Source organism: Pseudomonas sp. Pseusp88, from assembly GCF_047303955.1.
GTDB lineage: Bacteria > Pseudomonadota > Gammaproteobacteria > Pseudomonadales > Pseudomonadaceae > Aquipseudomonas.
Genome location: NZ_JBGLYM010000002.1, coordinates 1 through 21,225, shown reverse-complemented (window position 1 = coordinate 21,225; position 21,225 = coordinate 1). Strand labels below are relative to the sequence as shown.

24 protein-coding genes are annotated in these 21,225 nt (G+C 59.8%); 13 read left to right on the top strand and 11 right to left on the bottom strand.

The window, feature by feature from the left end; translation table 11 throughout:
• Complete coding sequence (locus ACCD02_RS02410; protein ID WP_413298836.1) at positions 1 to 1,149, bottom strand: MFS transporter; 1,149 nt, start codon at positions 1,147 to 1,149, stop codon at positions 1 to 3.
• Positions 1,150 to 1,337: 188 nt separating this feature from the next.
• On the opposite strand from ACCD02_RS02410, the gene ACCD02_RS02405 reads away from it, so the two are divergent.
• A complete protein-coding gene (locus tag ACCD02_RS02405) occupies positions 1,338 to 1,952 on the top strand; it encodes a TetR/AcrR family transcriptional regulator (RefSeq protein ID WP_413298353.1) in 615 nt (204 codons plus the stop codon).
• Between the two features lie 140 nt (positions 1,953 to 2,092).
• Here ACCD02_RS02405 and ACCD02_RS02400 read toward each other — a convergent pair whose 3' ends face one another.
• Positions 2,093 to 2,299, bottom strand: coding sequence for a hypothetical protein (locus ACCD02_RS02400; RefSeq protein WP_413298352.1), 207 nt, complete (start codon positions 2,297 to 2,299; stop codon positions 2,093 to 2,095).
• A gap of 65 nt (positions 2,300 to 2,364) precedes the next feature.
• Positions 2,365 to 3,285 (bottom strand): AraC family transcriptional regulator, encoded by a 921-nt coding sequence (locus ACCD02_RS02395; RefSeq protein ID WP_413298351.1) that lies wholly within the window; start codon positions 3,283 to 3,285, stop codon positions 2,365 to 2,367.
• 100 nt (positions 3,286 to 3,385) lie between these two features.
• Here ACCD02_RS02395 and ACCD02_RS02390 point away from each other — a divergent pair, with 100 nt between their 5' ends.
• Entirely contained in the window at positions 3,386 to 4,114 is a 729-nt protein-coding gene (locus tag ACCD02_RS02390) for an SDR family oxidoreductase (protein ID WP_413298350.1), read from the top strand.
• A gap of 42 nt (positions 4,115 to 4,156) precedes the next feature.
• Here ACCD02_RS02390 and ACCD02_RS02385 read toward each other — a convergent pair whose 3' ends face one another.
• Positions 4,157 to 4,561 carry a hypothetical protein gene (locus ACCD02_RS02385; RefSeq protein WP_413298349.1) on the bottom strand — a complete coding sequence of 135 codons (405 nt, stop codon included), beginning with the start codon at positions 4,559 to 4,561 and terminating at the stop codon, positions 4,157 to 4,159.
• 326 nt (positions 4,562 to 4,887) lie between these two features.
• Between ACCD02_RS02385 and ACCD02_RS02380 the strand changes: the two genes are divergently transcribed.
• On the top strand, positions 4,888 to 5,766 hold the full coding sequence (locus ACCD02_RS02380) for a DMT family transporter (RefSeq protein WP_413298348.1): 879 nt from the start codon (positions 4,888 to 4,890) through the stop codon (positions 5,764 to 5,766).
• A 109-nt stretch (positions 5,767 to 5,875) separates the two neighbouring features.
• On the opposite strand, the gene ACCD02_RS02375 is transcribed toward ACCD02_RS02380, so the two are convergent.
• Positions 5,876 to 6,805, bottom strand: a complete 930-nt coding sequence (locus ACCD02_RS02375; protein ID WP_413298347.1) for a LysR family transcriptional regulator — start codon at positions 6,803 to 6,805, stop codon at positions 5,876 to 5,878.
• A 103-nt stretch (positions 6,806 to 6,908) separates the two neighbouring features.
• On the opposite strand from ACCD02_RS02375, the gene ACCD02_RS02370 reads away from it, so the two are divergent.
• The 3 genes from ACCD02_RS02370 (at position 6,909) to ACCD02_RS02360 (ending at position 10,079) form a co-directional block, all read left to right on the top strand.
• Positions 6,909 to 7,904, top strand: coding sequence for a DMT family transporter (locus ACCD02_RS02370; RefSeq protein WP_413298346.1), 996 nt, complete (start codon positions 6,909 to 6,911; stop codon positions 7,902 to 7,904).
• Complete coding sequence (locus tag ACCD02_RS02365; protein WP_413298345.1) at positions 7,888 to 9,042, top strand: gamma-butyrobetaine dioxygenase; 1,155 nt, start codon at positions 7,888 to 7,890, stop codon at positions 9,040 to 9,042. The genes ACCD02_RS02370 and ACCD02_RS02365 overlap by 17 nt, the downstream gene beginning before the upstream one ends.
• Positions 9,043 to 9,443: 401 nt before the next feature.
• Entirely contained in the window at positions 9,444 to 10,079 is a 636-nt protein-coding gene (locus tag ACCD02_RS02360; protein WP_413298344.1) for a LysE family translocator, read from the top strand.
• Positions 10,080 to 10,098: 19 nt separating this feature from the next.
• Here ACCD02_RS02360 and ACCD02_RS02355 read toward each other — a convergent pair whose 3' ends face one another.
• From ACCD02_RS02355 to ACCD02_RS02340, 4 genes are all read right to left on the bottom strand, one after another.
• On the bottom strand, positions 10,099 to 10,578 hold the full coding sequence (locus tag ACCD02_RS02355) for a VOC family protein (protein ID WP_413298343.1): 480 nt from the start codon (positions 10,576 to 10,578) through the stop codon (positions 10,099 to 10,101).
• Between the two features lie 150 nt (positions 10,579 to 10,728).
• Positions 10,729 to 11,499, bottom strand: a complete 771-nt coding sequence (locus ACCD02_RS02350) for a slipin family protein (protein WP_413298342.1) — start codon at positions 11,497 to 11,499, stop codon at positions 10,729 to 10,731.
• A gap of 2 nt (positions 11,500 to 11,501) precedes the next feature.
• Entirely contained in the window at positions 11,502 to 12,056 is a 555-nt protein-coding gene (locus tag ACCD02_RS02345; RefSeq protein WP_413298341.1) for an NfeD family protein, read from the bottom strand.
• 224 nt (positions 12,057 to 12,280) lie between these two features.
• Complete coding sequence (locus tag ACCD02_RS02340) at positions 12,281 to 13,507, bottom strand: MFS transporter (RefSeq protein ID WP_413298340.1); 1,227 nt, start codon at positions 13,505 to 13,507, stop codon at positions 12,281 to 12,283.
• 160 nt (positions 13,508 to 13,667) lie between these two features.
• Here ACCD02_RS02340 and ACCD02_RS02335 point away from each other — a divergent pair, with 160 nt between their 5' ends.
• The gene (locus ACCD02_RS02335) at positions 13,668 to 14,603 is read left to right on the top strand and encodes a LysR substrate-binding domain-containing protein (protein WP_413298339.1); all 936 of its coding nucleotides are present in this window, start codon (positions 13,668 to 13,670) and stop codon (positions 14,601 to 14,603) included.
• 150 nt (positions 14,604 to 14,753) lie between these two features.
• On the opposite strand, the gene ACCD02_RS02330 is transcribed toward ACCD02_RS02335, so the two are convergent.
• Positions 14,754 to 14,888, bottom strand: a complete 135-nt coding sequence (locus tag ACCD02_RS02330; RefSeq protein ID WP_413298338.1) for a hypothetical protein — start codon at positions 14,886 to 14,888, stop codon at positions 14,754 to 14,756.
• Between ACCD02_RS02330 and ACCD02_RS02325 the strand changes: the two genes are divergently transcribed.
• The 3 genes from ACCD02_RS02325 to ACCD02_RS02315 all read left to right on the top strand — a co-directional run bounded on the left by ACCD02_RS02325 (position 14,887) and on the right by ACCD02_RS02315 (position 16,960).
• Positions 14,887 to 15,423 (top strand): carbonic anhydrase, encoded by a 537-nt coding sequence (locus tag ACCD02_RS02325; RefSeq protein ID WP_413298337.1) that lies wholly within the window; start codon positions 14,887 to 14,889, stop codon positions 15,421 to 15,423. The two genes, ACCD02_RS02330 and ACCD02_RS02325, sit on opposite strands and share 2 nt — an antisense overlap.
• A gap of 172 nt (positions 15,424 to 15,595) precedes the next feature.
• Positions 15,596 to 15,952 carry a hypothetical protein gene (locus ACCD02_RS02320; RefSeq protein ID WP_413298336.1) on the top strand — a complete coding sequence of 119 codons (357 nt, stop codon included), beginning with the start codon at positions 15,596 to 15,598 and terminating at the stop codon, positions 15,950 to 15,952.
• Between the two features lie 75 nt (positions 15,953 to 16,027).
• Entirely contained in the window at positions 16,028 to 16,960 is a 933-nt protein-coding gene (locus ACCD02_RS02315) for a GlxA family transcriptional regulator (RefSeq protein ID WP_413298335.1), read from the top strand.
• Between the two features lies 1 nt (position 16,961).
• Here the strand turns inward: ACCD02_RS02315 and ACCD02_RS02310 are convergent, their stop codons facing one another.
• Entirely contained in the window at positions 16,962 to 18,494 is a 1,533-nt protein-coding gene (locus ACCD02_RS02310; RefSeq protein ID WP_413298334.1) for an MFS transporter, read from the bottom strand.
• A gap of 103 nt (positions 18,495 to 18,597) precedes the next feature.
• Here ACCD02_RS02310 and ACCD02_RS02305 point away from each other — a divergent pair, with 103 nt between their 5' ends.
• The 3 genes from ACCD02_RS02305 to ACCD02_RS02295 all read left to right on the top strand — a co-directional run bounded on the left by ACCD02_RS02305 (position 18,598) and on the right by ACCD02_RS02295 (position 21,172).
• A complete protein-coding gene (locus ACCD02_RS02305) occupies positions 18,598 to 19,515 on the top strand; it encodes a GlxA family transcriptional regulator (RefSeq protein WP_413298333.1) in 918 nt (305 codons plus the stop codon).
• A 117-nt stretch (positions 19,516 to 19,632) separates the two neighbouring features.
• A complete protein-coding gene (locus tag ACCD02_RS02300) occupies positions 19,633 to 20,604 on the top strand; it encodes a nitrilase-related carbon-nitrogen hydrolase (RefSeq protein WP_413298332.1) in 972 nt (323 codons plus the stop codon).
• 49 nt (positions 20,605 to 20,653) lie between these two features.
• A complete protein-coding gene (locus ACCD02_RS02295; protein WP_413298331.1) occupies positions 20,654 to 21,172 on the top strand; it encodes a carboxymuconolactone decarboxylase family protein in 519 nt (172 codons plus the stop codon).
• The last annotated feature ends 53 nt before the right edge of the window (positions 21,173 to 21,225 follow it).

Here is a 21,225-nt window from a genome sequence, read left to right as displayed (position 1 = left end):
TCAGTGTGCTGCCTGTGCCGCCGCCGCGTGGTCTCGCTCGCCCGGGCGGAAACCGTGGTTGCGAGCGCTCCAGGTTATCAGCAGGGCGACTCCCAGCAGAGCCGCGACCGCCCAGGGGAACACCTCTGCACCGGCATATTCCAGGAGCAGGCCGCCAGCCACACCGGCGCCGGCAATCGCGCCGTTCCAGGCCACTACATTCATCGACAACGCGACATCGGCGCCCGGCCCGGCGCTGTCGGCCAGGGCGGTTTGCAGCAAGGTAGCGGCGCCGCCGAAGCTCAAGCCCCAGAGCAAGACGGCGATGCCCACTACCAGCGGCTGCGTACCGGCCATGCCGAGCAATAATGCGATGGCGCCGAACAGCAGCAGGCTGGCCAGCACGGCTCGGCGCAGGTAGTGATCCACCAGACGCCCGGTGATCCAGATCCCCAGTAGCGCCGCCAATCCGAAGGCCAGGAGCACGACGTCGACACGCTCACCCAGCCCGGCACGTTCTACGAAGGGCGCGATGTAGGTGTAGAGGATGTTGTGAGCGAGCATCCAGGCGATCACGACGGCCAACACCGGGCGCACGCCGGGCGTGATCAATACCCGCCGCAGCGGCAGATGTTCGTGGCTGGCCTGGCCAGGGTAGTCCGGCACCTGGGTCAGAACCCAGCCGACCAGCGCGAGGGTGAGTGCCGACATCACCCAGAATGTCGCCCGCCAGCCCAGCAGCGTGCCGAGCCAGGTGCCCAGAGGCACGCCCAGAGACAGCGCAACAGGCGTGCCGACCATGGCCAGGGCCATCGCCTTGCCCTGCTGTTGGGGCAGGACCATGCGCCGCGCATAACCGGCCAGCAGGCTCCACGCCAGACCCGCCGCCATGCCCGCGCCGAAACGGGCAAACAGGGTCAGCAGGTAATGGTTGGACAGGGCCGTGATGGAGTTGAACAGCAGAAAGCCGAGGATGCTGGTCAGCAGCACCTTGCGCCGGGACCAGGTGCGGGTAGCGATGGTCAAGGGGATGGCCGCCAGCAACGAGCCCAGGGCATAGGCACTGACCATCTGTCCGGCCAGCGCCGCAGAAATATTCAGGCCCTGGCTTATCTGCGGTAGCAGGCCGGCGGGGAGGGTTTCAGTGACGATGCACAGGAACCCGGTCATGGCCAGGGCCAGCAGGGCGGCAATGGGCAGGCCGGTGTTGGGGGAATGGTTCACTCGGAAGGTCCTTTGGGGGGTGAAATCGGTTTATATACCAGTCGATATATATGTAGTCAGAGCGAGGGTGCCGTTGTCAATGACTTATGTATCGACTAGTATTTAAGTCGCTTTCCTCTCCACCGGAGTTCGCCATGGCGCAGATGGGCCGTCCCCGTACTTTTGATCGTGACCAGGCCATTGAGCAGGCCTTGCAGTTGTTCTGGGAGCAGGGTTACGAATCGACCTCCCTGAGCCAGCTCAAGGCGAGCATGGGCGGGGGCATTTCCGCGCCCAGTTTCTATGCGGCGTTCGGTTCCAAGGAGGCGCTGTTCCAGGAAGTGGTACAGCGTTATCTGGGCAGCCATGGCCAGGTCACCGAGTGCCTGTGGGACGACGATCTGCCGCCGCGTCAAGCCATCGAACAGGCATTGCGCCAGTCCACCCGCATGCAGTGCGAGGCCGGACATCCCAAGGGCTGCATGGTCAGCCTCGGCGTGATGAGCGCGCCCAGTGTCGAATACACCAGCGTGACCCAACCCCTGACCGACTCCCGCGAACGCACCCGCGCCGGTTTGCGTCGTTGTGTGGAGCGCGGCGTGAGTAGCGGAGAGCTGGCGGCTAATACCAATATCGGGGCGTTGACCACGGTGTTCGACAGCTTCCTGACGGGCATCTCGACCCTGGCCCGGGATGGGGTGGATTGCGAGCAGATCGAAGCGGCGATCGGACAGGTGTTGCGGGTGTGGGATGGGGCCACTGCGCAATAACGGTGGGACCGGCTTTAGCCGGGAAGACAGGACACTAGAGGTTTATCGACCATTGCCACGCCTTCCCGGCTAAAGCCGGTCCCACGTCAGCGCAGTGCTTGTTGTGGGATGGTGTTGTACCAATGCCTCAGCACAATTTCCTATGGAAAAACAAACTGCTTCAAGACTGCCATCATGATCACGGCCAGAACGGCGAGGCCCGCCCCGGCAGTCCAATCCGATTCCGTACGCTGGGCAAACCAGGCGCCTTTGGTTGGATACCGTCCCCAGGTAATCAACTTTATGAGAGGCCAACCGATGGGGAAGCAGATGGCGCGAAAAACTGGTTCGAGCAGTAGGTCCATCATGGGCGCATATCCTTTTTTCATACACACGAAGTCCGTTGGAGCGAATGGGTGGCCATCCAATCTATTCAAAGCGACTCCAACTCACCCTGAATATACCGCGTCGGCGACAGCCCGACATGCCGGGTAAACGCCACGCTGAAGGCACTTGCCGAGCTGTAGCCCACGCGTTCGGCGATCTCTGCCAGGCCGCTGTCCCGGCGACGTAGCAGATTCTTCGCCAGGGCCATGCGCCAGGCCAGCAGGTAGGCCATGGGCGCCATGCCCACGGCGCGGTTGAAGCGTTCGAAGAAGGCCGAGCGGGAAAGGGCAGCTTCGCCGGCCAGTTGCGCCACGGTCCAGGCCCGGGTCGGGCTTTCGTGCAAGCAGCGAATGGCCTGTGCCAGGCGCTCGTCGGCCAGGCCGCGCAGCAGGCCGGGAGAGGTGGTCGGGCCGGAGCTGGAGCGCAGGGCCTCGATCAGCAGCACTTCGAGCAGGCGTTCGAGAATCATCTCCCGGGCCGGGCGCTGGGCCCGTGACTCATCGCTCACCAGTTGCACCAGGGTCGCAAGACGTTGTTGGCCGCGAACATGGATAAGTTGCGGTAGCAGCGAGACCAGCAGAGCCGCGTCCGGCGAACCGAACACGCAGTGGCCGACCAAAGTCAGCACATCGGTGGGGCCGCTTTGCTCACCCAGACGGAATTCGCCGTGCAACTGCGCAACTGGCACGCTCTGTACATCCTCAGCGGGCGGCTCGGCACTGGTCATGGTGAAGCCAAAGGAGGAGGGAATAAGCACAAAGTCGCCGGTTTGCAGGTGCAGTTCTGCATGGCCATCGACGGTCAGGCGCGATGAGCCTTCAAGCACCACGCAGTAAAACGGTAAACCCGGTTCCGCCCGGCGCACTCGCCAGCGCCCGGCGCCCCTGACCACCTTGGAGTAGGGCGTGCGCGGCTGGAGCAGGGTGACGACTTCCGCCAGGGGATCGATAGCGGCTGTGTTTTTCATCGCAGGACTCTGGCGAATGAGATAAGGACTTTCGATTGTAGTAAGTCCTGCATCCGAGTTCTATCGTTTGCCAACCGCAAATGACATGAAGGAATTGCAGATGAAAACCGTACTGATCACTGGCTGCTCATCGGGCTTTGGCTTTGACCTGGCGCGTTACTTCCTCGAGCGCAACTGGAAGGTCATCGCTACCATGCGCACGCCGCGCGAAGATCTCTTTCCACGCTCCGAGCACCTGCGCGTACTGGCGCTGGACGTGACCGACGCACAAAGCATTCGCGACGCCGTGGCGGCCGCCGGGCCCATCGATGTACTGGTCAACAACGCCGGGATCGGCATGTTGGGTGCTGTCGAAGGCATCCCTCTGGACGACGCCCGGGAAATCTTCGAGACCAATACCCTGGGCACCATTGCCATGACCCAGGCCGTGCTGCCGCAGTTTCGCCAGCGCCAGGCGGGGCACATCATCAATGTCACCTCCAGCGTGACCCTTAAACCACTGACATTGCTGGCCGTCTATACCGCGAGCAAGGCGGCGGTCAACGCCTTCAGCGAATGCCTGGCGCTGGAGCTGGCGCAATTCAACGTACGGGTCAGCGTGGTGCTGCCGGGGCGCGCGCCGCAGACCAGCTTCGGCAGTAACGCCCAGGCCCGTATCTTTATTCCTGACGCATACGCCGAGCTGGCCAAAGGGGTGTTTGCCGAACTGACCAAGCCGACCGAAATCACCCGCTCGATTGATGTCAGTGAAGCGGTGTGGCGCGCGGCGACCGATCCCGCTGCACCGCCGCGTATTGCGGCGGGTGAGGATGCGCTGGCGTTGATGTAAGGCGGGATTGAAGAACCGATAAAAATCGCTGATTCAGCAACCTCAGGACAAAATCTGCAGACATTCAGCCAGGCCACATACCCAATCCCAAGCGGATGACTTGTGCACCGGGATCTCGCCAATACCACAGACATTCGGATCTGATTTGAGGCACCAGACTTCCAGCCTGTCGCCAACGCTATAGTCGTTGGCGATTTGGCGCAGGTGGGCAGAGTTCCTGCTATCGAGAATTTTGTGGAAGTGCTGGCCCTCGACGCTGTAGCTGAACGTTACCAGGCGCATTGCGCTCAGCCCGTGTATCCCGTCCAGCATGGGTTTGCTGCCGACAAAGGTGATACGCCCCTCGACCTTTTGCACCTCAGGCGCGGGTGAGGGGCTCATCGCAGTAAATTCTTCAAGGTGATCGACCCGATCCAATACATGTCCGATTCTCATGTCTTCGCACATGGCTTTCGTGAGGCAACTCAGGATAACTGAAAACAATCTGTCTTTTCCGGCGCCAACCCTCATGATCATCAAAGGCTGGCGTGGGATAAACGGCGTTGTGGAGCACGCCGCCGTCGCCTGTCAACTGCCGCAATGCCTATTGAGCTGCTTCACTGATCGACCTGGGGAATGGAATGATCCGTGAATCGATCTTTACACCATCGCTCACAATCTGTACTCCTTGTTCGCGACACCGCCACGGGCGATGCAGTCTGAGTGTTTATAGGGGATTTTGCAGTGACAAGGGGATTGAGCAGTTTCAGAGCAGTTTATAAGGGCGCGGATCTATGAGCCTGTTTCGGCCCCAGGCCCATGTCATTGGTATGTGGTTGATGGCCTGCGTTGGGCTGGTATTTGCCAGCCACGACAGCATTTCCAAAATCCTGATTTTTTCCCTTCCGGTCATCTTCGTCGCCTGGGTGCGCTATTGCATCCATACGCTGCTGGTGACGGGGATGATCATCAGCAGCAAGGGCCCCAGGGTTTTTCATACCAAACGCCCATGGCTGCACCTGCTCCGGGCTTTCTGTCTGCTGGGAGACAGCCTGACCTTCATGTTCGGCCTGACCCATGTGCCGATCGCCGAATCCACCGCCCTGGTGTTTCTGGCGCCGGCGTTCGTCACTATCCTCTCGCCGCTGTTGTTCGGGATCAAGGCCAGCCGCTATCAATGGCTGTCGGTGATAGTCGGTTTCACCGGCGTGCTGATCATCATTAACCCGGCCAGTGATGCCTTCTCGCTGTGGATGCTGTTTCCCCTGGCGTCGGCGTTCTTCTTCGCGGTCTATCAGCTTCTCACCCAATTGGCCGGGGAAACCGACAGCCCCTCGGTGTGCAGTTTCTACGTGGGTATTTTCTGCACCCTGATCATGAGCGTGGTGGTGCCGTTCTATTGGGCGACCCCGGATACCCGGCAATGGATTCTGCTGGGGGTGCTGGGCAGCCTTGGCCTGGCGGCGCATTTTCTGCTGGCCAAGTCCTATTGCTACGCGTCGTCGACTGTGCTGGCGCCTTTGGGCTATCTGCAGATCATCTTTGCGACTATCTATGGGGTGCTGTTGTTCAACGGCTACCCGGTGCTGTCGTCGCTATTGGGGATCGGGCTGATCTTTATCAGTGGGTTGTTGGTGTATGGGCGGCGGTCGGTGGTTTTGAACGCGGCTTGATGGGGGGGACGGAGGACAGTGACCCTTGTTGGAGCCGGGCTTGCCCGCGAATGCGATTTATATTCTCAGAAAACGGACGTTCCGGGCTCTTCGCGGGCAAGCCTCGCTCCTACAGGTTCCGTGTTGGTTGCGCGACCTCTAGCATCTCCCGCAGCCAGCCCTCCAGCAAAGCCGCTTCCCGGCGTTTGATTGGCCCGCTGCGGCCGTAGAGGGACAGGGCGTCGGGCAAGTACACCGTCTCGGCAAACGGCGCCACCAGCTCGCCACTGTCGAGCATGCCCTGGGAAGTGTGGCGCCAGCCCATGGCCAGGCCGTGTCCGGCCACGGCGGCCTGTAGCATCAGCGAGTAGGTGTCGAAGGTCAGTATCCGCGCTTTGCCTGGCAGTGTGTGCTGATGCTCGGCCAGCCAGCTATCCCATTCCATTTGATAGGGCGGCAAGGTCTGGTGGTGCAGGAAGGTGTGCCTGTCCAGTTGATCGAGGCTGATCGAACTGACGCCCATTTTTTCCAGATAGCGCGGGCTGCACACGGGGAAGACTTCATCCGAGGCCGAGAACAGCAGTGGATGCTGGCCGGTTTCGCGATTGCTGCTTTGCATGGCGATATCGAAATAACTGCCGTAGTCGGGTAACGGCCGGGTCAGGGTGGCGACCCGCAGCTCGATCTCCGGGTAGCGCTGGTGAAAGTCCGACAGGCGCGGCATCAGCCAGTGAAAGGCCTCGCACATCTGACAGACCAGCACCACTTCGTTGGCCCCCGCGACGCCGCGAATGTGGTTGGCCTGCTCGGCGATTTCGCCCAATGCATTACCCAGAGAGTAGGCAAACCGGCGCCCGGCCTCGGTCAGGAATACCCCGCGGTTGCGCCGTTCGAACAGCGAGGTGCCGAGATCTTCTTCCAGCGCGCGAATCTGTCGGCTGATCGCCGCCTGAGTGATATGCAGTTCTTCGGCCGCCCGGGAAAAACTGCCCAGCCTCGCGGCGGCTTCGAAGGGCAGCAGGCAAGCCAGGGGTGGCAGTGACTTTCCGAGTTTATTCATACGCTCAGGTAATGGATTCGGGCCGAAAGATCATTTGTAGCACACAAGCGCCTGCCGCAACATCAGCTGAAAGGGAGCGCGATAATTTTCCCTCGGAGGCTGTATGGCGTTTGTGCACCGGCAGATCATTCAAGGGACACTGTTCGCCATCGTCGCGACCTTTTTCTGGGCGTTCAACTTCATCGCACCCTACGTCACCGGGCCTTACAGCATCGAAGACATGATGCTGGCGCGCTACGTCATCGCCGGCGCAATGGGCATCATCTTGTTGCTGTTTTATCGCAGGCAACTGCGCGGCATGAGCCTGGGCCTGCGCCTGAGTGGCATGGCACTTGGGGTCAATGGCTACCTGCTCTATAGCATCTGCATTGCCGGCAGCGTGATCTGCAGTGGCCCGGCGCTGATTGCCGCATTTGTTGGTCTGGTGCCGCTGTTGCAGACGGTGATCGGCAACTTGCAGAGCCGCAGGCTGCGCTGGAAATCCATCGCCATCCCCATGGCCCTGATCGTTGCGGGCCTGGCGCTGTTGAATATGCGCGCGTGGGCGGCAGGGCCGTCCCCTGGCCATCCATTGCTGGGACTGGCCTTTGCCTTTGGCGCGGTTGGCTCATGGTTGTCGTTCAGTGTGTTCAATCAAAAGGCCGTGGCGAACCTGGAGCCTGCTACGACGCAGGCCTGGACCTGCCTGATGATGATCGGCGCGGGCATCGGTGCTGTTGTACTCCTGCCGCTGGTGGTGGGGGCCGGCAAAGCCCTGGTCCGGGAGACTGATCTGTTGAGTGCGCCGGTACTGCTGTTCTACGCCTGGGCCTTGATCATTGCCTTCTCGTCCTCGGTGCTGGGGGCGGGGGCCTGGAATGCCGCAACCCGACGTCTGCCCATGGTCCTTAGCGGCCAGTTCGTCGCCCTTGAATCACTCTTCGCCACGGTGCTGGGCTATGCCTTTCTTGGCCAGTGGCCAGGCACATTGGAAATCGTCGGGATGCTGCTGGTCGTACTCGGCGCAGCCCGTTCGTTGCACATCATCCTGGCGTCGAAGGACGCCGACGTCTCATCACCGGCTTTGCTTGAGGAAATCGCCCATGAATATGATCGCTGACTTCCGCACCTTCCCCGTGGTCAGCCCCATCGTCGCCGTGCGGGCCATGGCTGGCTATGTCGAGGTTAAATGGGGAGATGGCCGGATCAGCCCGTTTCACGAACCCTGGCTGCGGGACAACTGTCCGTGTCCGGCGTGCGTGTATGCCGTGACCCGTGAACAGGTGTTCCAGATCGCCGATGTGCCGGCTGACTTGCGCGTGGAGTCCGCCGGGCTGACCGCGCAAGGTACCCTGGCCCTGGTCTGGCAGGACGGCCACGCCAGCCAGTTCGATCCGGGCTGGCTGCGGGCCCATGCCTATGACGAGGCGTCGCGCAATGAGCGCAACAATGTCAGGCCGAAGAAGCAGCTCTGGCGCGCTGATCTGCCCCTTCAGGTCTTCCCGTACGCCGATATCATGGCCGACGACGCCCATCTGCTGGCCTGGCTGATTGCCGTGCGCGATACCGGCCTGACCCAGGTTACCGGCATGCCGGTGGCGCAGGGCACCCTGACGGCCATCGCCCGGCGCATCTCGTTTATTCGCGAGACCAATTTCGGCGTGCTGTTCGATGTGCAATCCAAGGTAGAGGCCGACAGCAACGCCTATACGGCCTTCAATCTGCCGTTGCATACCGACCTGCCGACCCGGGAGCTGCAGCCAGGCCTGCAATTCCTTCATTGCCTGGTCAACGATGCCTTGGGCGGCGACAGCACCTTTGTCGATGGTTTTGCTGTGGCCGACTACCTGAATCGCGAGGAGCCCGAGCTGTATCGCATCCTCTGCCAGACGCCGGTGGAGTTTCGCAACAAGGGCCGCACGAGCGATTACCGTTTTCTAGCCCCGATCATTGCCCTGGATGCCAGCGGCGCCTTGGCCGAGGTGCGCATGGCCAACTTCCTGCGCGGCCCCTACGATTTGCCGCCCGAGCAAATGTTGCCGTACTACAGCGCCTATCGACGCTTTATCGAGCTGACCCGCGATCCGCGTTTTCGCTTTACCAGACGGCTGGAAGCGGGTCAGATGTGGTGCTTCGACAACCGCCGCGTACTCCACGCCCGTGACGCGTTTGACCCGGCCAGCGGCGCCCGACACCTGCAGGGATGTTATGTGGATCGGGATGAGTTGTTGTCGCGGATTCTGGTGTTGCAGCGTTGACTACTAGAGGCAGGCACGTTGCGGTAGGAGCCAGCGTGCAAACACATGCGCCGCGTTGGATCAGGCACAACACAAACAAATTCGCTTATATCAACCACAATATAACTTACTGAACTGACGTTTTTTGTGGAGTGGGCTTTAGCCGGGAAGATGCAGGCAAGAGCGATAAAATTCTTCTGCATGCCACGTCGCTTTCCCGCCTAAAGGCTGTCCCACAGTGAGATTGTGGTTGCTGCGCCAATGTGCGGGATCTTGCGAAAAAAAGAGTGAGTTCAGACGCCTTATGCGGGCGCCCTCTCTGTATGCCGTTTTCCCGGCCAATCTGTATCTGGCGCCCGTTCTTTGACCTTCCTACCATGGCCCGGCCTATCCAGAACCTCCCCTGTATCAGGAGCCGCCCCATGCCTGACCTGTCCAATCTGCTTGCCTATGGCCTGATTTCCCTCGGCATGGTGCTGACTCCCGGCCCGAACATGATCTACCTCATTTCGCGCTCGATCTGTCAGGGCCCAATGGCGGGGCTGATTTCCCTGGGGGGCGTGGCGTTGGGCTTCGTCGTCTATATGTTCTGTGCCGCCCTGGGGATCACCGCTCTTCTGTTGGCGGTTCCTTATGCCTATGACGTCCTTCGCCTCGGCGGCGCGCTGTACTTGCTGTACCTGGCCTGGCAGGCGGTCAAGCCTGGCGGGCGTTCGCCGTTCCAGGTGCGCGACCTGCCCAGGGACAGCCCGCGCAAGCTGTTCATGATGGGCTTTGTCACGAACCTGTTGAACCCGAAAATCGCGGTCATGTACTTATCGCTGTTGCCCCAGTTCATCGACCCGGTCGGCCACGGCAGCGTGCTGACGCAATCCCTGATGCTGGGTTTTACCCAGATCATCATCAGCGTGAGCGTGAACGCACTGATTGCCGTCATGGCCGGTTCCATCGCCGCGTTCTTCGTCAGCCGCCCGACCTGGCAGGTGGTGCAACGCTGGTTGATGGGCACGGTCCTCACGGGCCTTGCCGTGCGCATGGCAGTGGAAGGGCGGCGCTAAAGCGTTTTCGAGCGGGTGATCAGCCTGCCACGGCGGCCTCGATAGCCGCGATGTCGATTCTGGTCATGGTCATCATTGCGTCGAACGCGCGCTTGGCCGCTGCCTGATCAGGGTTGGCGATCGCTTCGCTTAACACCCGGGGCGTAATCTGCCACGACAGCCCCCATTTGTCCTTGCACCAGCCACAGGCGCTTTCCTGGCCGCCATTGCTGACAATTGCATCCCATAAACGGTCGGTTTCGGCCTGGTCGTCAGTGGCCACCTGAAACGAAAACGCCTCGCTGTGCTTGAACGCCGGGCCGCCATTGAGGCCCAGGCAGGGGATGCCCATCACGGTGAATTGCACCGTCAATACATCGCCCTGTTTGCCGGAGGGGTAGTCACCTGGTGCCTGGAAAATCGTGCCCACGGCGCTGTCGGGGAATGTGTCGGCATAGAATTTCGCGGCTTCCAGAGCGGTGCCGTCGAACCATAGGCAGATGGTGTTTTTTGGCGTCATATCGCGACTCCTTTTTGTAGGTCTGAGGCCTGCGCTATCGCGTGTTAAATACATAACCTGTAGGAGCTGCCGAAGGCTGCTAATGGATTTATCTGATACACCGATTTCGCAGCCTTCGGCAGCTCCTACAAATGTTATTTCAATCCAGATTTAGCGGGACGACCCATCACCCGAAGCCAGCTCCGCCATGCCCCTGAGCAGCTCGATCGGCAACGGAAAAACAATGGTCGAACTCTTGTCCCCGGCAATCGCGCTCAGGGTCTGCATATAACGCAACTGCATGGCCCCCGGCTGGCGGCCAAGCATTTCGGCGGCTTGCATGAGTTTTTCCGAGGCCTGCAATTCACCCTCGGCATGAATCACCTTGGCCCGGCGTTCGCGCTCGGCTTCGGCCTGTTTGGCGATGGCGCGGATCATCGATTCATTGAGGTCGACATGCTTGATCTCGACATTCGCTACCTTGATGCCCCACGAGTCAGTCTGCGCATCGAGCACCTGTTGGATATCGAAATTCAAACGCTCCCGCTCAGCCAATAACTCATCGAGTTCGTGCTTGCCCAACACCGCACGCAAGGTGGTTTGCGCCAGCTGGCTGGTAGCCATGAGAAAGTCTTCCACCTGAATGATCGCCTTCTGCGCATCCATCACGCGGAAATACAGCACGGCGTTGACCTTGACCGACACGTTGTCCCGAGTGATCACATCCTGGGCCGGAACATCCAGCACCACGGTGCGCAGATCGACCCGGACCATCTGTTGTACGGCCGGAATGAGCAGGATCAGGCCGGGGCCCTTGACCTGCCAGAAGCGTCCGAGCTGGAACACCACGGCACGCTCGTACTCGCGCAAAATGCGGAACGTCGATGCCGCCAGCACAATCATCAGCAACAGCAGTGCGACCACACCCAATTGCAGGCCCATGATCATTCTCCATTCAGTGCCGCATCAGCCGCGGTGACTCGCAATAACAATCCTTTGCGCGCCATCACCCGGACTCGTTGTCCGGGTTGCAAGGGCGTTGCGCTCGATACGCGCCACGGCTCGCCCTGCAGCATGACCCAGCCATTACAGGCATCATCGGCCTCTAACCGGGCAATCGGCGCCACACTGCCCAGCAAACCCGCGTCGCCACTGACTTTATGACGCGGCCGGGTTTTAACAGCGCGGATCAACAGCACGATCAGCAGCAGTGCACTGAGCAAGCCCAGCCCGACGATCAATGGCAGCGGTACATCGACGTTGTTCAAAATGATCGCGCCCATGACAAACAGCACAATCCCGCCCAGCCCGATCACGCCGTAATTGGGCAGCGTCGCCTCGGCAAGCAGAAACGCCACACCAAAGATGATCAGCCACCAGCCAAGCGGATTGGGTGTCAGCAGAATGACGGTATCGGCGGCATGGAGCGGGGCGCTCAACAGTGGCAGCAGTACGACAAGCAAGTAACGAGTGTTCACCTGACCCTCCGGGAGAGTCATTTTTGTTGGCTCTGGGTAAAGCTTAGTTGAGGGGCAAGAGGTGAGGGCGGCTTGCCGCCGAGTGGATGTGGCTTGGGATCGTTGGAGAGAGGCTTGCCCGCGAAGAGGCGGGTGCACCCGATACTGCGTGGAAGCCGCCTTGGTGGCGATCGAGTGCGAAACGCTCGCAATGGTTGTAGGGACTGAGCCCGACGCCATCGCCAGCAAGCCGGCTCCTACAAGTGTTAGTGCTGTTCCCTGACCTGCCTGCCATTGAACACCGTCACCGGTACCAGCGTCACCACGGCCGTCAGGGCGATGATCAGGGTTATGGTGGTGACGCCTAACTGGTCGCCGCCATAGCCGTAGAGCACTGGCGCCAGTGCCCCCGAGCCGATGGTGCCGGTGTAGAAGATGGCGAAGGCGCGTTCCAGTTTGCGTGAGTCGACCACGTCGGCGACGGCGCCATACAGTACTGATGAGGTGCCGTTGAGTACGGCGCCGAGCAGCGGCAGCACCAGCATGCCAGCGCCCAATGGGGCGAACAGGACGATGGCGATCAGCAGGGCGGTGGCCAGTTCGGTGACGAAGACGGTCTTGATGATGCCCAGGGATTCCGACAGCCAGCCGCAGACAAACTTGCCCACCGCGCCGCCGATAAAGACCAGGGTCAGGGCGATGCCGGTCTGGGCCAGGGATGCGCCGTTGGCCTTGAGGATAAACGGCAGGAAGGTCAGGAAACCCATGCGCACGGCGCTGTCCAGTATGCCGGTGGCCAGCAGGGCATAGAAGGCGACCGGATCGCCGGGGTGATGGACTTGCGCTTCGCTCGCGGCGGCCTTGGGCGCCGACAGTGGCGTCACCACTACGGCAGCGGCGGGGGCGCGCAGCAACAGAGCGATCAACAGCGCCGACAGCACCGCGATACCGGCGTAGAGGCTGACGGTATGGCTGTAGGTGGTGTAGGTCAGCAGAAAGGCGGCGCCTGCCGGAAGCAGGGATTTGCCCAGGTCACCGGCAAAGTTGTACACGCCCAGGGGCTTTTTCGCGTTGCGACCGTAGGCCCGGGAGACCATGGCCGAGGCGATGGGGTGTTGTGTACTGGCACCGATGCCGGACACCACCAAAGCCAGGCCCAGTAGCAGCACGCTGTCGGTGAGGCCGCCGACAAACCAGCCAATGCCGGTGAGCACGGTCGCGACAATCAGCAGGTATTCCGGGCGGGGCAGTTTCATGGCCAGGGACGAAGCAGGAATCTGCAATGACGCCAGGGTCAGGGAATAGGCGCTGCGCAGCAGGCTCAGCAGAGTGAAACTTAGCAGAAATCGCTCCTGCCATACCGGAAGGAACACGTAGACCAGGTCGCTCAGCCCGTCATGGGTGGCATGGGCCAGGCAGGCGGCGACCAGTGTTCTTTTCGCCGGTCTGCTCTGTGTTGATGGGGTTGCTGCCGGAGTCGCCGCAGAATTCATGAATGTGGCCCGCGCCTTTGCCCAACGCGATATTTCGCGCCCGGCCCTGTTTAAGTGGAAAGAGAGTGAAGGCTGCAATGGCTTCATTCTAGAATGAGCCTCGAAAGTCCGGGTAGTGAAACGAATTCATACCCCATGACGGTTTTTGCGGGCGGTATCCATGGCATTAAAGAAACTTCCTTCGGTGGCTTCGCTGAAAGGCTTCGAAGCGTGCGCCAGACTGCTGAATTTCTCCCAGGCGGCCACTGAGTTGCATGTCACCCAGAGCGCGATCAGCCATCAAATCAGGCAGTTGGAAGAGTCCCTTGGCGTGACGCTGTTCGACCGAAGAGCCGGCGCTATGGAACTTAGCGAGAACGGCGCGGCTTTATTGCCGGTGGTGCGAAGTTTCTTTCAGGGCATGAGTACGATTGTCGAGAAGTTCGAAAACAATGATCGGCAAAAGACCGTACTGGAAGTCTTTGTTCATGACTCTTTTGCCACGACCTGGCTATTGCCGCGCCTGGCCGGGTTTTATGCGCGCTGGCCCCATATCGATATAAAGATTTCTACCGTAGAGTTTTCCCGCTTCGATAATCCGGCCACGCAAGTGGCAATCCGGATCGCGCCCAAGGGCAGCGCCTGGCCGGGGCTGCATTCAGTGTTCGTGATGGCTGAGCAGATTTTTCCGGTGTGCAGCCCTTCGTTGGTGGAGACTTACGGTCCGCCAACCTGCGCGGCGGACATCATGCGCTATCCGCTGATTTTCCGCGTGCGCAATCGCCTGAACGGTGAAGTGGTGGATACGCCGTCCTGGGAAAACTGGCTGAACCGGACCAACGTACCTCTGACGCCGCTGAACCGCACCTTGAGCGTGCCCTATACCGCCATGGCCGTACTGGCAGCCATGCGTGGCCTGGGCGTGGCCATGGCGCGCACCTCGCATATTGCCGACGAGTTCGAAACGGGCAAGTTGCAGAAGCTGTGGAGTGAAGAGGTCGATACCAATAGTGGCTACTACTTCCTGTGCACGCCGGGCAAAGAAAAAACACCGGAAATCGAGGCGTTTTTTGACTGGCTGCAGGAGCAGATTGAATTGCAGAAGATTGAGCGTTAAGCCCCACAGGAGATCCCGCGCTGCCAACTGGTGGGACTGGCTTTAGCCGGGAAGGCCTAAGCAGGATCGGTACATTTTTATCGCCTGCAATATCCTCTTCCCGGCTAAAGCCGGTTCTACAAATCCTGCGTCGCCTGCCATCCATACGTCCTAAAAGGTGGCATGAATGACATTGCCGACATCGGCTGCCCGCCTCACCATAAGGCCATCCGCAACAACATAAAGTTGTGTGGATTGCTTCACCGCAATAAACAAACTTCCTGTTTCCAACGAGAGAGCTTTCATGAACGTCATCGACGATCTTGTACAACGCAATGAAACGTTTGCCAGCAGCGACTTTGATCCCGCACTGAAAATCATGCCGTCGATGAAAACGGTGATTATCGGCTGTGTGGACCCCCGGGTAGATCCGGCGAATATCTTTGGCCTCAAACCGGGTGAAGCTGCGGTCATTCGTAACGTAGGTGGTCGTATCAATCCGGCGACCTTGCAGAATATGGCCATCGTTCGCTCGGTGGCGGTGGCCGAGGGCAAGGATGTGGGGCCGGGCTGGAACCTGATTGTGCTGCATCACACAGACTGTGGCATTACCCCATGCCTGGCCCATGCGCCGGAATTGTTGGCCAAGAACCTCGGGGTAGAGCCCGCCGAGCTGGACAAACTGGCCATCGCCGACCCTTATGCCGCCGTGGCGATTGATGTCGCCGCACTCAAGGCCAATCCCCAGTTGCCGGGCGGTTTTCTGGTCACGGGTATGGTCTACGACGTGGCTACAGGCAAGGTCGAAACCGTGGTGCCATCGGCATTGTTGCGGCCATAAGCGGGCGTAAAAGCCAACACTTCTGAATTAAAACATCCTCTATAACGCCCCGGTATTAATCGGTGGCACGGTTTATCACGCCCTGAGAAAAGTCATGAAATATAACCTTGAAAGTTTCAGTTCAATAAGCAAAGGCAAGTCGTTACTACTTTCATTGATGGCAACCGTCGGTATGACAGTTGCCCTTTCCAATGCTGTTGCCGCTGCGCCTTTGCCTCAGGTGCCGACCACCAGGATCATCGCCATCGGCAGTATCACCCCCGGTACGACCCAGGAGGCCATCAGTGCGGTTCTGCCTCAAGAGGTCAAGGAGACCGTGCAGCTTCACCTGGACGGCAAGATCGAGCAATGGAATGTGCGCAACGACAAACTGGGTGTGGTGTTCGTACTGAATATGACCAATGTCGACGAAGCGAAGGCAATCTTCGCCAGGATGCCTCTGGATCGGGCCGGCTTGATCAGCTTCGAGTTCATTCCGGTAGGGCCGCTGTCGCCCCTGTCGTTGCTGATTACCCCTGCGGCGCATTGATCCCTCCTGCTGGTGACGCCGGATCGCGGCGTCGACCAGTGCCAGCGACAATCCTTCTGATAGTGAACCTGCGTCATGCAAGAAATAGGACTTATTGTTTATCCCGACTTTCAAGTGTTGGGACTTTCCATGTGCGCGGCATTTGAGCTGGCCAACGCCGTCGAGGGGCGCGAGATCTACAAGGTCAGCCTGCTGTCGGACGGTGGGGGGCTGGTCAGGACCTCGGCGGGTTTCGCCGTCGATACCCAGCCTTTACTGTCTCGTGCTTTCGACACCCTGATTGTCTTGGGCGATAACAGCGCGAGCTCTATCTCGTTGCAATTGATCGCTTACCTGCGTGATTGCGCCCCTGCGAGTCGTCGCATCGGTTCGATCTGTACCGGTGCATTCGCCCTGGCCGAAGCCGGTTTGCTCGAGGATCGGCGCGCTACGACGCACTGGTGTCATGCCAGGGATTTTCAGCGCTGCTACCCGCGCATCAGGGTCGAGGAGGACCGTATTTTCATCAATGATGGCAAGCTCTGGACCTCGGCCGGAATGAGTGCCTGTGTCGACCTGGCCCTGGCGTTGTTGGAGCAGGATCTGGGCAGTGAAGTGGCCCGGCAGGTGTCCCGGCAACTGGTGGTTTATCACCGGCGCGCTGGCGGACAGTCGCAGTTTTCGGTGATGCAGGCGTTGCAACCCAGAACTGACCGGATTCACGCGGCGCTGGCTTACGCCAAGGAGAATCTCAAGGCTGATTTATCAGTGAACGATCTGGCCGAGGTTGCTCATCTGAGCCCACGACAGTTCAGCCGTGTATTCCAGGCCGAGACCGGGCAATCACCGGCCAAGGCCATCGAGAACCTGCGCGTTGAGTCCGCCCGGCTGATGATGGAGAGCGGCGGCCATTTGATCGACAGTGTGGCGATGATCACCGGTTTCGGTGACCGGGAGCGCATGCGCCGGGCGTTCATCCGCGCATACGGCCAGCCACCGCAGACGATTCAACGCGCCAATCGGGCCTGAATCAGGACGCCCGCACGCGGTGGTCTGCGGCGGCGGTATCGGCACTGCTGATCAGCGTCCAGGCCAGCACCGCAGCCACCAGGGCGAAAGTCGCTGCCACATACATCACCGACTGATAGCCCGCGCCGAAGCTGTTCAATGCCAGCTCATGCAGGGCAGGGGCGTTGAAGCCGGACAGGTTGCCCGTGCCGATTGCGTGTATCAGGGTCGGCGCGTCCACCTCGGACGCTGTTGGCAAACCCGCAGTGACTCGGTCGCCGATACGGGCAAACAGGATGGCGCCGAACACCGCAAAGCCGATGACGATCCCGCTGAAGCGCAGGGTGCCGGAAATGCCCGATGCCATGCCCGCGCGCTCCGGCGGAATCGCCGACATACTGACCTTGGCCGTTTCGCCATTGAGCAGCCCGGCGCCAATGCCCATTAGCAGCAGGCCCGGAAGCAACGCCAGATAGTGCAGTTGCGGTATCTCCAGGCCGACCCAGGCCAGACCCGCAGAAATGAGTGACAAGCCGATGGTCAACAGCGTGCGGCCGCTCAAACGATGGGTCAGGTGTGCGGCGACCAGGCGCGGTACGACAAACAGCGGTATTGCGATGGGCAGCATCAGCAGGCCTGCCTGTTGCGGGGGGTAACCCAATCCGCTTTGAAAGAACATCGGCAGGTAGCTCAGCATGGTCAGCAGGCAGACCGCAAATGCCAGCCCCGACGCAGTAGCGCCCAGGTAGGTGGGTTGGCCAAAGAAGCTGAAGTCCACCATGGGTCTTTTCTGTAGCTTCTCGGCGACGATAAACAGTGCAAACAGCAGCGCCGCCCCGAGCAGCTCCGACCTGACGAGCGCGCTGCTCCAGCCTTCATGGTTACCACTGATCAAAGCCAGGGTCAGCAGGAACAGGCTGGCACTGAAGGTCACGGAGCCGGCGATATCGACACTGACGGCGGCGGGGTCACGGGACTCCGGCAGGCTGCGAGCGACCATCAGCACCATGACCACGCCTATGGGGATATTGATATAGAACGCCCACTCCCAGCCAAAATACTCGGTGATAAATCCCCCTGCGACAGGCCCAAGGGCCACGGCAATACCGATCACTGTGCCCCAGAAGGCGAAAGCCCGGGCTCGCTCTGGGCCACGGAAGGCGTGGGACAGACTCGCCAGGGCAGCGCTGAGCTGAAACGCCGCGCCTATGCCTTGCAGTGCTCGCGCCAGGTTGAGCACGGTGGCATTGAGCGCCGCACCACAGATCAATGAGGCGACCGTGAATACGATCAGGCCGAAGATCAGCATGCGCTTACGCCCATAGCGATCGGCCAGGGCACCGGCCGGTAGCAGGAAAGAGGCGAAACAGAGTGTATAAGCACTGATGACCCATTCGATGTCGGCAAAGCTGGCGTTCAATGAATGGGCGATGGAGGACAGGGAAACGGCGACTATATTGGAATCGAGGTTGATCATGAAGGAAGGGACGGATACGCACAGCAGGACCAGGAAACGGTGGGTGTTGTCACGGACTAAAGGAGCCTGGCTACTCATGATCGAACACTCGTGCGGGATTAAAGGGATTTAAGATTACAGGTGAAATACAATGATGCCGAGGTCAAATAGGCCACCTTTACGGTCATAGGGCGAAAATGTGATGCAAAACATCGGCATGATTCTTTATCCCGGCTTTCAAGTCCTTGGTTTGTCGATGTCTGCGACCTTCGAAGTGGCCAACATCATGGCGAAGCGGCAGGTCTACAGCATCACGCTCCTGTCGGAGCTCGGTGGAGTGGTGCAGACGTCGGCGGGCTTCGGGGTCGAAACCGAAGCCTTCGATCAGCGCCGCTTCGATACGCTGGTGGTGCTGGGCGACAATATCGTCAGGCCCGCTTCTGCGGGGCTGATCCAGTATCTGCTTGAGGCCAGTGCCGGTACTCGGCGCCTGTGTTCGATCTGTACCGGGTCGGCGACGTTGGCCGAGGCAGGCCTGCTCAATGGTCGTCGGGTCACTACACACTGGCAGCACGCTCCGGAACTCAAGCAGGCCTATCCGGATATTCGGGTGGATGAGGACCGTATCTTCATCAACGATGGACCCATCTGGACCGCTGCTGGCATGAGTGCCTGCCTGGACCTCGCGCTGGCCCTGGTCGACAATGATCTGGGCAGTGACATTACTCGCCTGGTATCCAGGCATCTGGTGGTCTACCACCGGCGCGCGGGCGGGCAGTCGCAGTTTTCGGTGATGAGTGATCTCGATCCCAAGACCGACCGGGTGCAGACGGCCCTGACCTATGCGAGGCAGAATCTCAAGGCGGATTTGTCTGTGGAGCGGCTGGCTTATGTGGCCAATCTCAGCCCACGGCAGTTCAGCCGGGTGTTCCAGAGCGAGACCGGCAAATCCCCGGCCAAGGCCGTAGAGAACCTGCGGGTTGAGTCGGCGCGGCTGATGATGGCCGAGGGTAGTCACTCGATTGATGTTATTGCCAGCGAAACCGGATTCGGCGACCGCGAGCGCATGCGTCGTTCATTCATCAGGGCTTTCGGCCAACCACCCCAAGCCTTTCAGTAAGCTAAAACCCTGTCTTTTGAAGATGACCTAAAAGGTGGCAACAGCGACATACGGACATTAAATTATGTCCGTAATCTTGTCCTCACTGACTAACCAACCCCCAGTGAGGATTTACCCATGACCATCGTCAAAGCCGCCGCCGTACAAATCGCCCCCGTCCTTTACAGCCGTGAAGGCACTGTGGAAAAAGTGGTGCAGAAGATTGCCGAGCTTGGCAAGAAAGGCGTCGAGTTCGCCGTTTTTCCTGAGACCATCGTGCCGTACTACCCCTACTTCTCGTTCGTGCAGACACCGTTCGAAATGGGCGCCGAACACTACAAGTTGCTTGAGCAGGCAGTGGTCGTCCCTTCGGCCACTACCGATGCCATTGGAAAAGCAGCCAAGGCTGCCAATATGGTGGTTTCCATCGGCGTCAACGAACGCGATGGCAGCACTTTGTACAATACCCAATTGCTGTTTGATGCCGATGGCACCCTGATCCAGGCTCGCCGCAAGATTTCACCGACCTATCACGAACGCATGATCTGGGGCATGGGTGACGGCTCTGGCCTCAAGGCCGTGGACAGCGCAGTTGGCCGTATTGGTCAGTTGGCCTGCTGGGAACACTACAACCCCCTGGCTCGCTACGCCCTGATTGAAGACGGCGAGCAGATTCACGCCGCCATGTACCCTGGTTCATTCGCCGGTGACCTGTTCACCCGCCAGATGGAAGTAAGCATCCGTATGCACGCCCTGGAATCGGCCTGCTTCGTGGTCAACTCCACCGCCTGGCTGTACCCGGAACAGCAAGCCCGGATCATGGCCGACACCGGTTGTGACATCGGTCCGATTTCTGGTGGTTGCTTCACCGCAATCATCGATCCACAAGGGGAAATCATCGGCTCGATGACCGAAGGCGAGGGCGAAATCATTGCTGACCTGGACCTGTTCGAAATCGACAAGCGCAAACGCCAGATGGATTCCCGTGGTCATTACAGCCGCCCGGAACTGCTGAGCCTGAACATCGACCGCACCCCTCATCGCCATGTCCACGAGCGCAATGATCAACCTAAAAAAGTGGAACAGGAAAAGCAGGCTGACAGCCTCTGAGTACCGTCGGTTTCGCCCTTACTCTTTAACCATTTCACAGGTAATGATCATGTCCCGTATTCAAGTATTGACCGCTGAACAAACCCCCGCTGGGGCTCGCCCACTGCTCGATGGCGTGCAAAAGGCCTATGGCATGGTGCCGAATGTGTTCAAGGTGCTGGCTCACTCGCCCGCCGCCCTGGGCAGTTACTTGCAGTTTCATCAGGCCAACGAAACCACCTCGTTGACCGCCAGGCAGCGCGAGACCGTTTCTTTGGCGGTGTCCCAGGCCAACGGTTGTGAGTACTGCCTGTCGGTACATTCGCTGGTTGGCAGTAAGGTTGGGCTTTCTCCTGACGAATTGCTGAGTGCCCGGGCCGGCAACCTCGACGCCTATGCCGACTTTGCCCGGGAAGTGACCGCGAGCCGTGGTCAGATCAGTGATGAGGTCCTGGCCAACGCCAGGGCCGGCGGTCTGTCTGACGCGGTAATCATCGAAATCATCTCCCAGGTGACTCTGTTGGTGTTCACCAACCTGCTGAACAATGTCGCTAAAACCACGCTGGATTTTCCTCCCGTGCAGCTCTGAGTCTCAATAGTCACAGGCAACAAGCCGGGTCGAGCAGATGAACTCATCTGCTC

Excerpts from the sequence above, each read along its gene's own strand:
- ACCD02_RS02410 (WP_413298836.1), bottom strand. The coding sequence starts at position 1,149 with ATGACCGGGTTCCTGTGCATCGTCACTGAAACCCTCCCCGCCGGCCTG.
- ACCD02_RS02405 (WP_413298353.1), top strand. The coding sequence starts at position 1,338 with ATGGCGCAGATGGGCCGTCCCCGTACTTTTGATCGTGACCAGGCCATT.
- ACCD02_RS02400 (WP_413298352.1), bottom strand. The coding sequence starts at position 2,299 with ATGATGGACCTACTGCTCGAACCAGTTTTTCGCGCCATCTGCTTCCCC.
- ACCD02_RS02395 (WP_413298351.1), bottom strand. The coding sequence starts at position 3,285 with ATGAAAAACACAGCCGCTATCGATCCCCTGGCGGAAGTCGTCACCCTG.
- ACCD02_RS02390 (WP_413298350.1), top strand. The coding sequence starts at position 3,386 with ATGAAAACCGTACTGATCACTGGCTGCTCATCGGGCTTTGGCTTTGAC.
- ACCD02_RS02385 (WP_413298349.1), bottom strand. The coding sequence starts at position 4,561 with ATGTGCGAAGACATGAGAATCGGACATGTATTGGATCGGGTCGATCAC.
- ACCD02_RS02380 (WP_413298348.1), top strand. The coding sequence starts at position 4,888 with ATGAGCCTGTTTCGGCCCCAGGCCCATGTCATTGGTATGTGGTTGATG.
- ACCD02_RS02375 (WP_413298347.1), bottom strand. The coding sequence starts at position 6,805 with ATGAATAAACTCGGAAAGTCACTGCCACCCCTGGCTTGCCTGCTGCCC.
- ACCD02_RS02370 (WP_413298346.1), top strand. The coding sequence starts at position 6,909 with ATGGCGTTTGTGCACCGGCAGATCATTCAAGGGACACTGTTCGCCATC.
- ACCD02_RS02365 (WP_413298345.1), top strand. The coding sequence starts at position 7,888 with ATGAATATGATCGCTGACTTCCGCACCTTCCCCGTGGTCAGCCCCATC.
- ACCD02_RS02360 (WP_413298344.1), top strand. The coding sequence starts at position 9,444 with ATGCCTGACCTGTCCAATCTGCTTGCCTATGGCCTGATTTCCCTCGGC.
- ACCD02_RS02355 (WP_413298343.1), bottom strand. The coding sequence starts at position 10,578 with ATGACGCCAAAAAACACCATCTGCCTATGGTTCGACGGCACCGCTCTG.
- ACCD02_RS02350 (WP_413298342.1), bottom strand. The coding sequence starts at position 11,499 with ATGGGCCTGCAATTGGGTGTGGTCGCACTGCTGTTGCTGATGATTGTG.
- ACCD02_RS02345 (WP_413298341.1), bottom strand. The coding sequence starts at position 12,056 with ATGACTCTCCCGGAGGGTCAGGTGAACACTCGTTACTTGCTTGTCGTA.
- ACCD02_RS02340 (WP_413298340.1), bottom strand. The coding sequence starts at position 13,507 with ATGAATTCTGCGGCGACTCCGGCAGCAACCCCATCAACACAGAGCAGA.
- ACCD02_RS02335 (WP_413298339.1), top strand. The coding sequence starts at position 13,668 with ATGGCATTAAAGAAACTTCCTTCGGTGGCTTCGCTGAAAGGCTTCGAA.
- ACCD02_RS02325 (WP_413298337.1), top strand. The coding sequence starts at position 14,887 with ATGAACGTCATCGACGATCTTGTACAACGCAATGAAACGTTTGCCAGC.
- ACCD02_RS02330 (WP_413298338.1), bottom strand. The coding sequence starts at position 14,888 with ATGAAAGCTCTCTCGTTGGAAACAGGAAGTTTGTTTATTGCGGTGAAG.
- ACCD02_RS02320 (WP_413298336.1), top strand. The coding sequence starts at position 15,596 with ATGACAGTTGCCCTTTCCAATGCTGTTGCCGCTGCGCCTTTGCCTCAG.
- ACCD02_RS02315 (WP_413298335.1), top strand. The coding sequence starts at position 16,028 with ATGCAAGAAATAGGACTTATTGTTTATCCCGACTTTCAAGTGTTGGGA.
- ACCD02_RS02310 (WP_413298334.1), bottom strand. The coding sequence starts at position 18,494 with ATGAGTAGCCAGGCTCCTTTAGTCCGTGACAACACCCACCGTTTCCTG.
- ACCD02_RS02305 (WP_413298333.1), top strand. The coding sequence starts at position 18,598 with ATGCAAAACATCGGCATGATTCTTTATCCCGGCTTTCAAGTCCTTGGT.
- ACCD02_RS02300 (WP_413298332.1), top strand. The coding sequence starts at position 19,633 with ATGACCATCGTCAAAGCCGCCGCCGTACAAATCGCCCCCGTCCTTTAC.
- ACCD02_RS02295 (WP_413298331.1), top strand. The coding sequence starts at position 20,654 with ATGTCCCGTATTCAAGTATTGACCGCTGAACAAACCCCCGCTGGGGCT.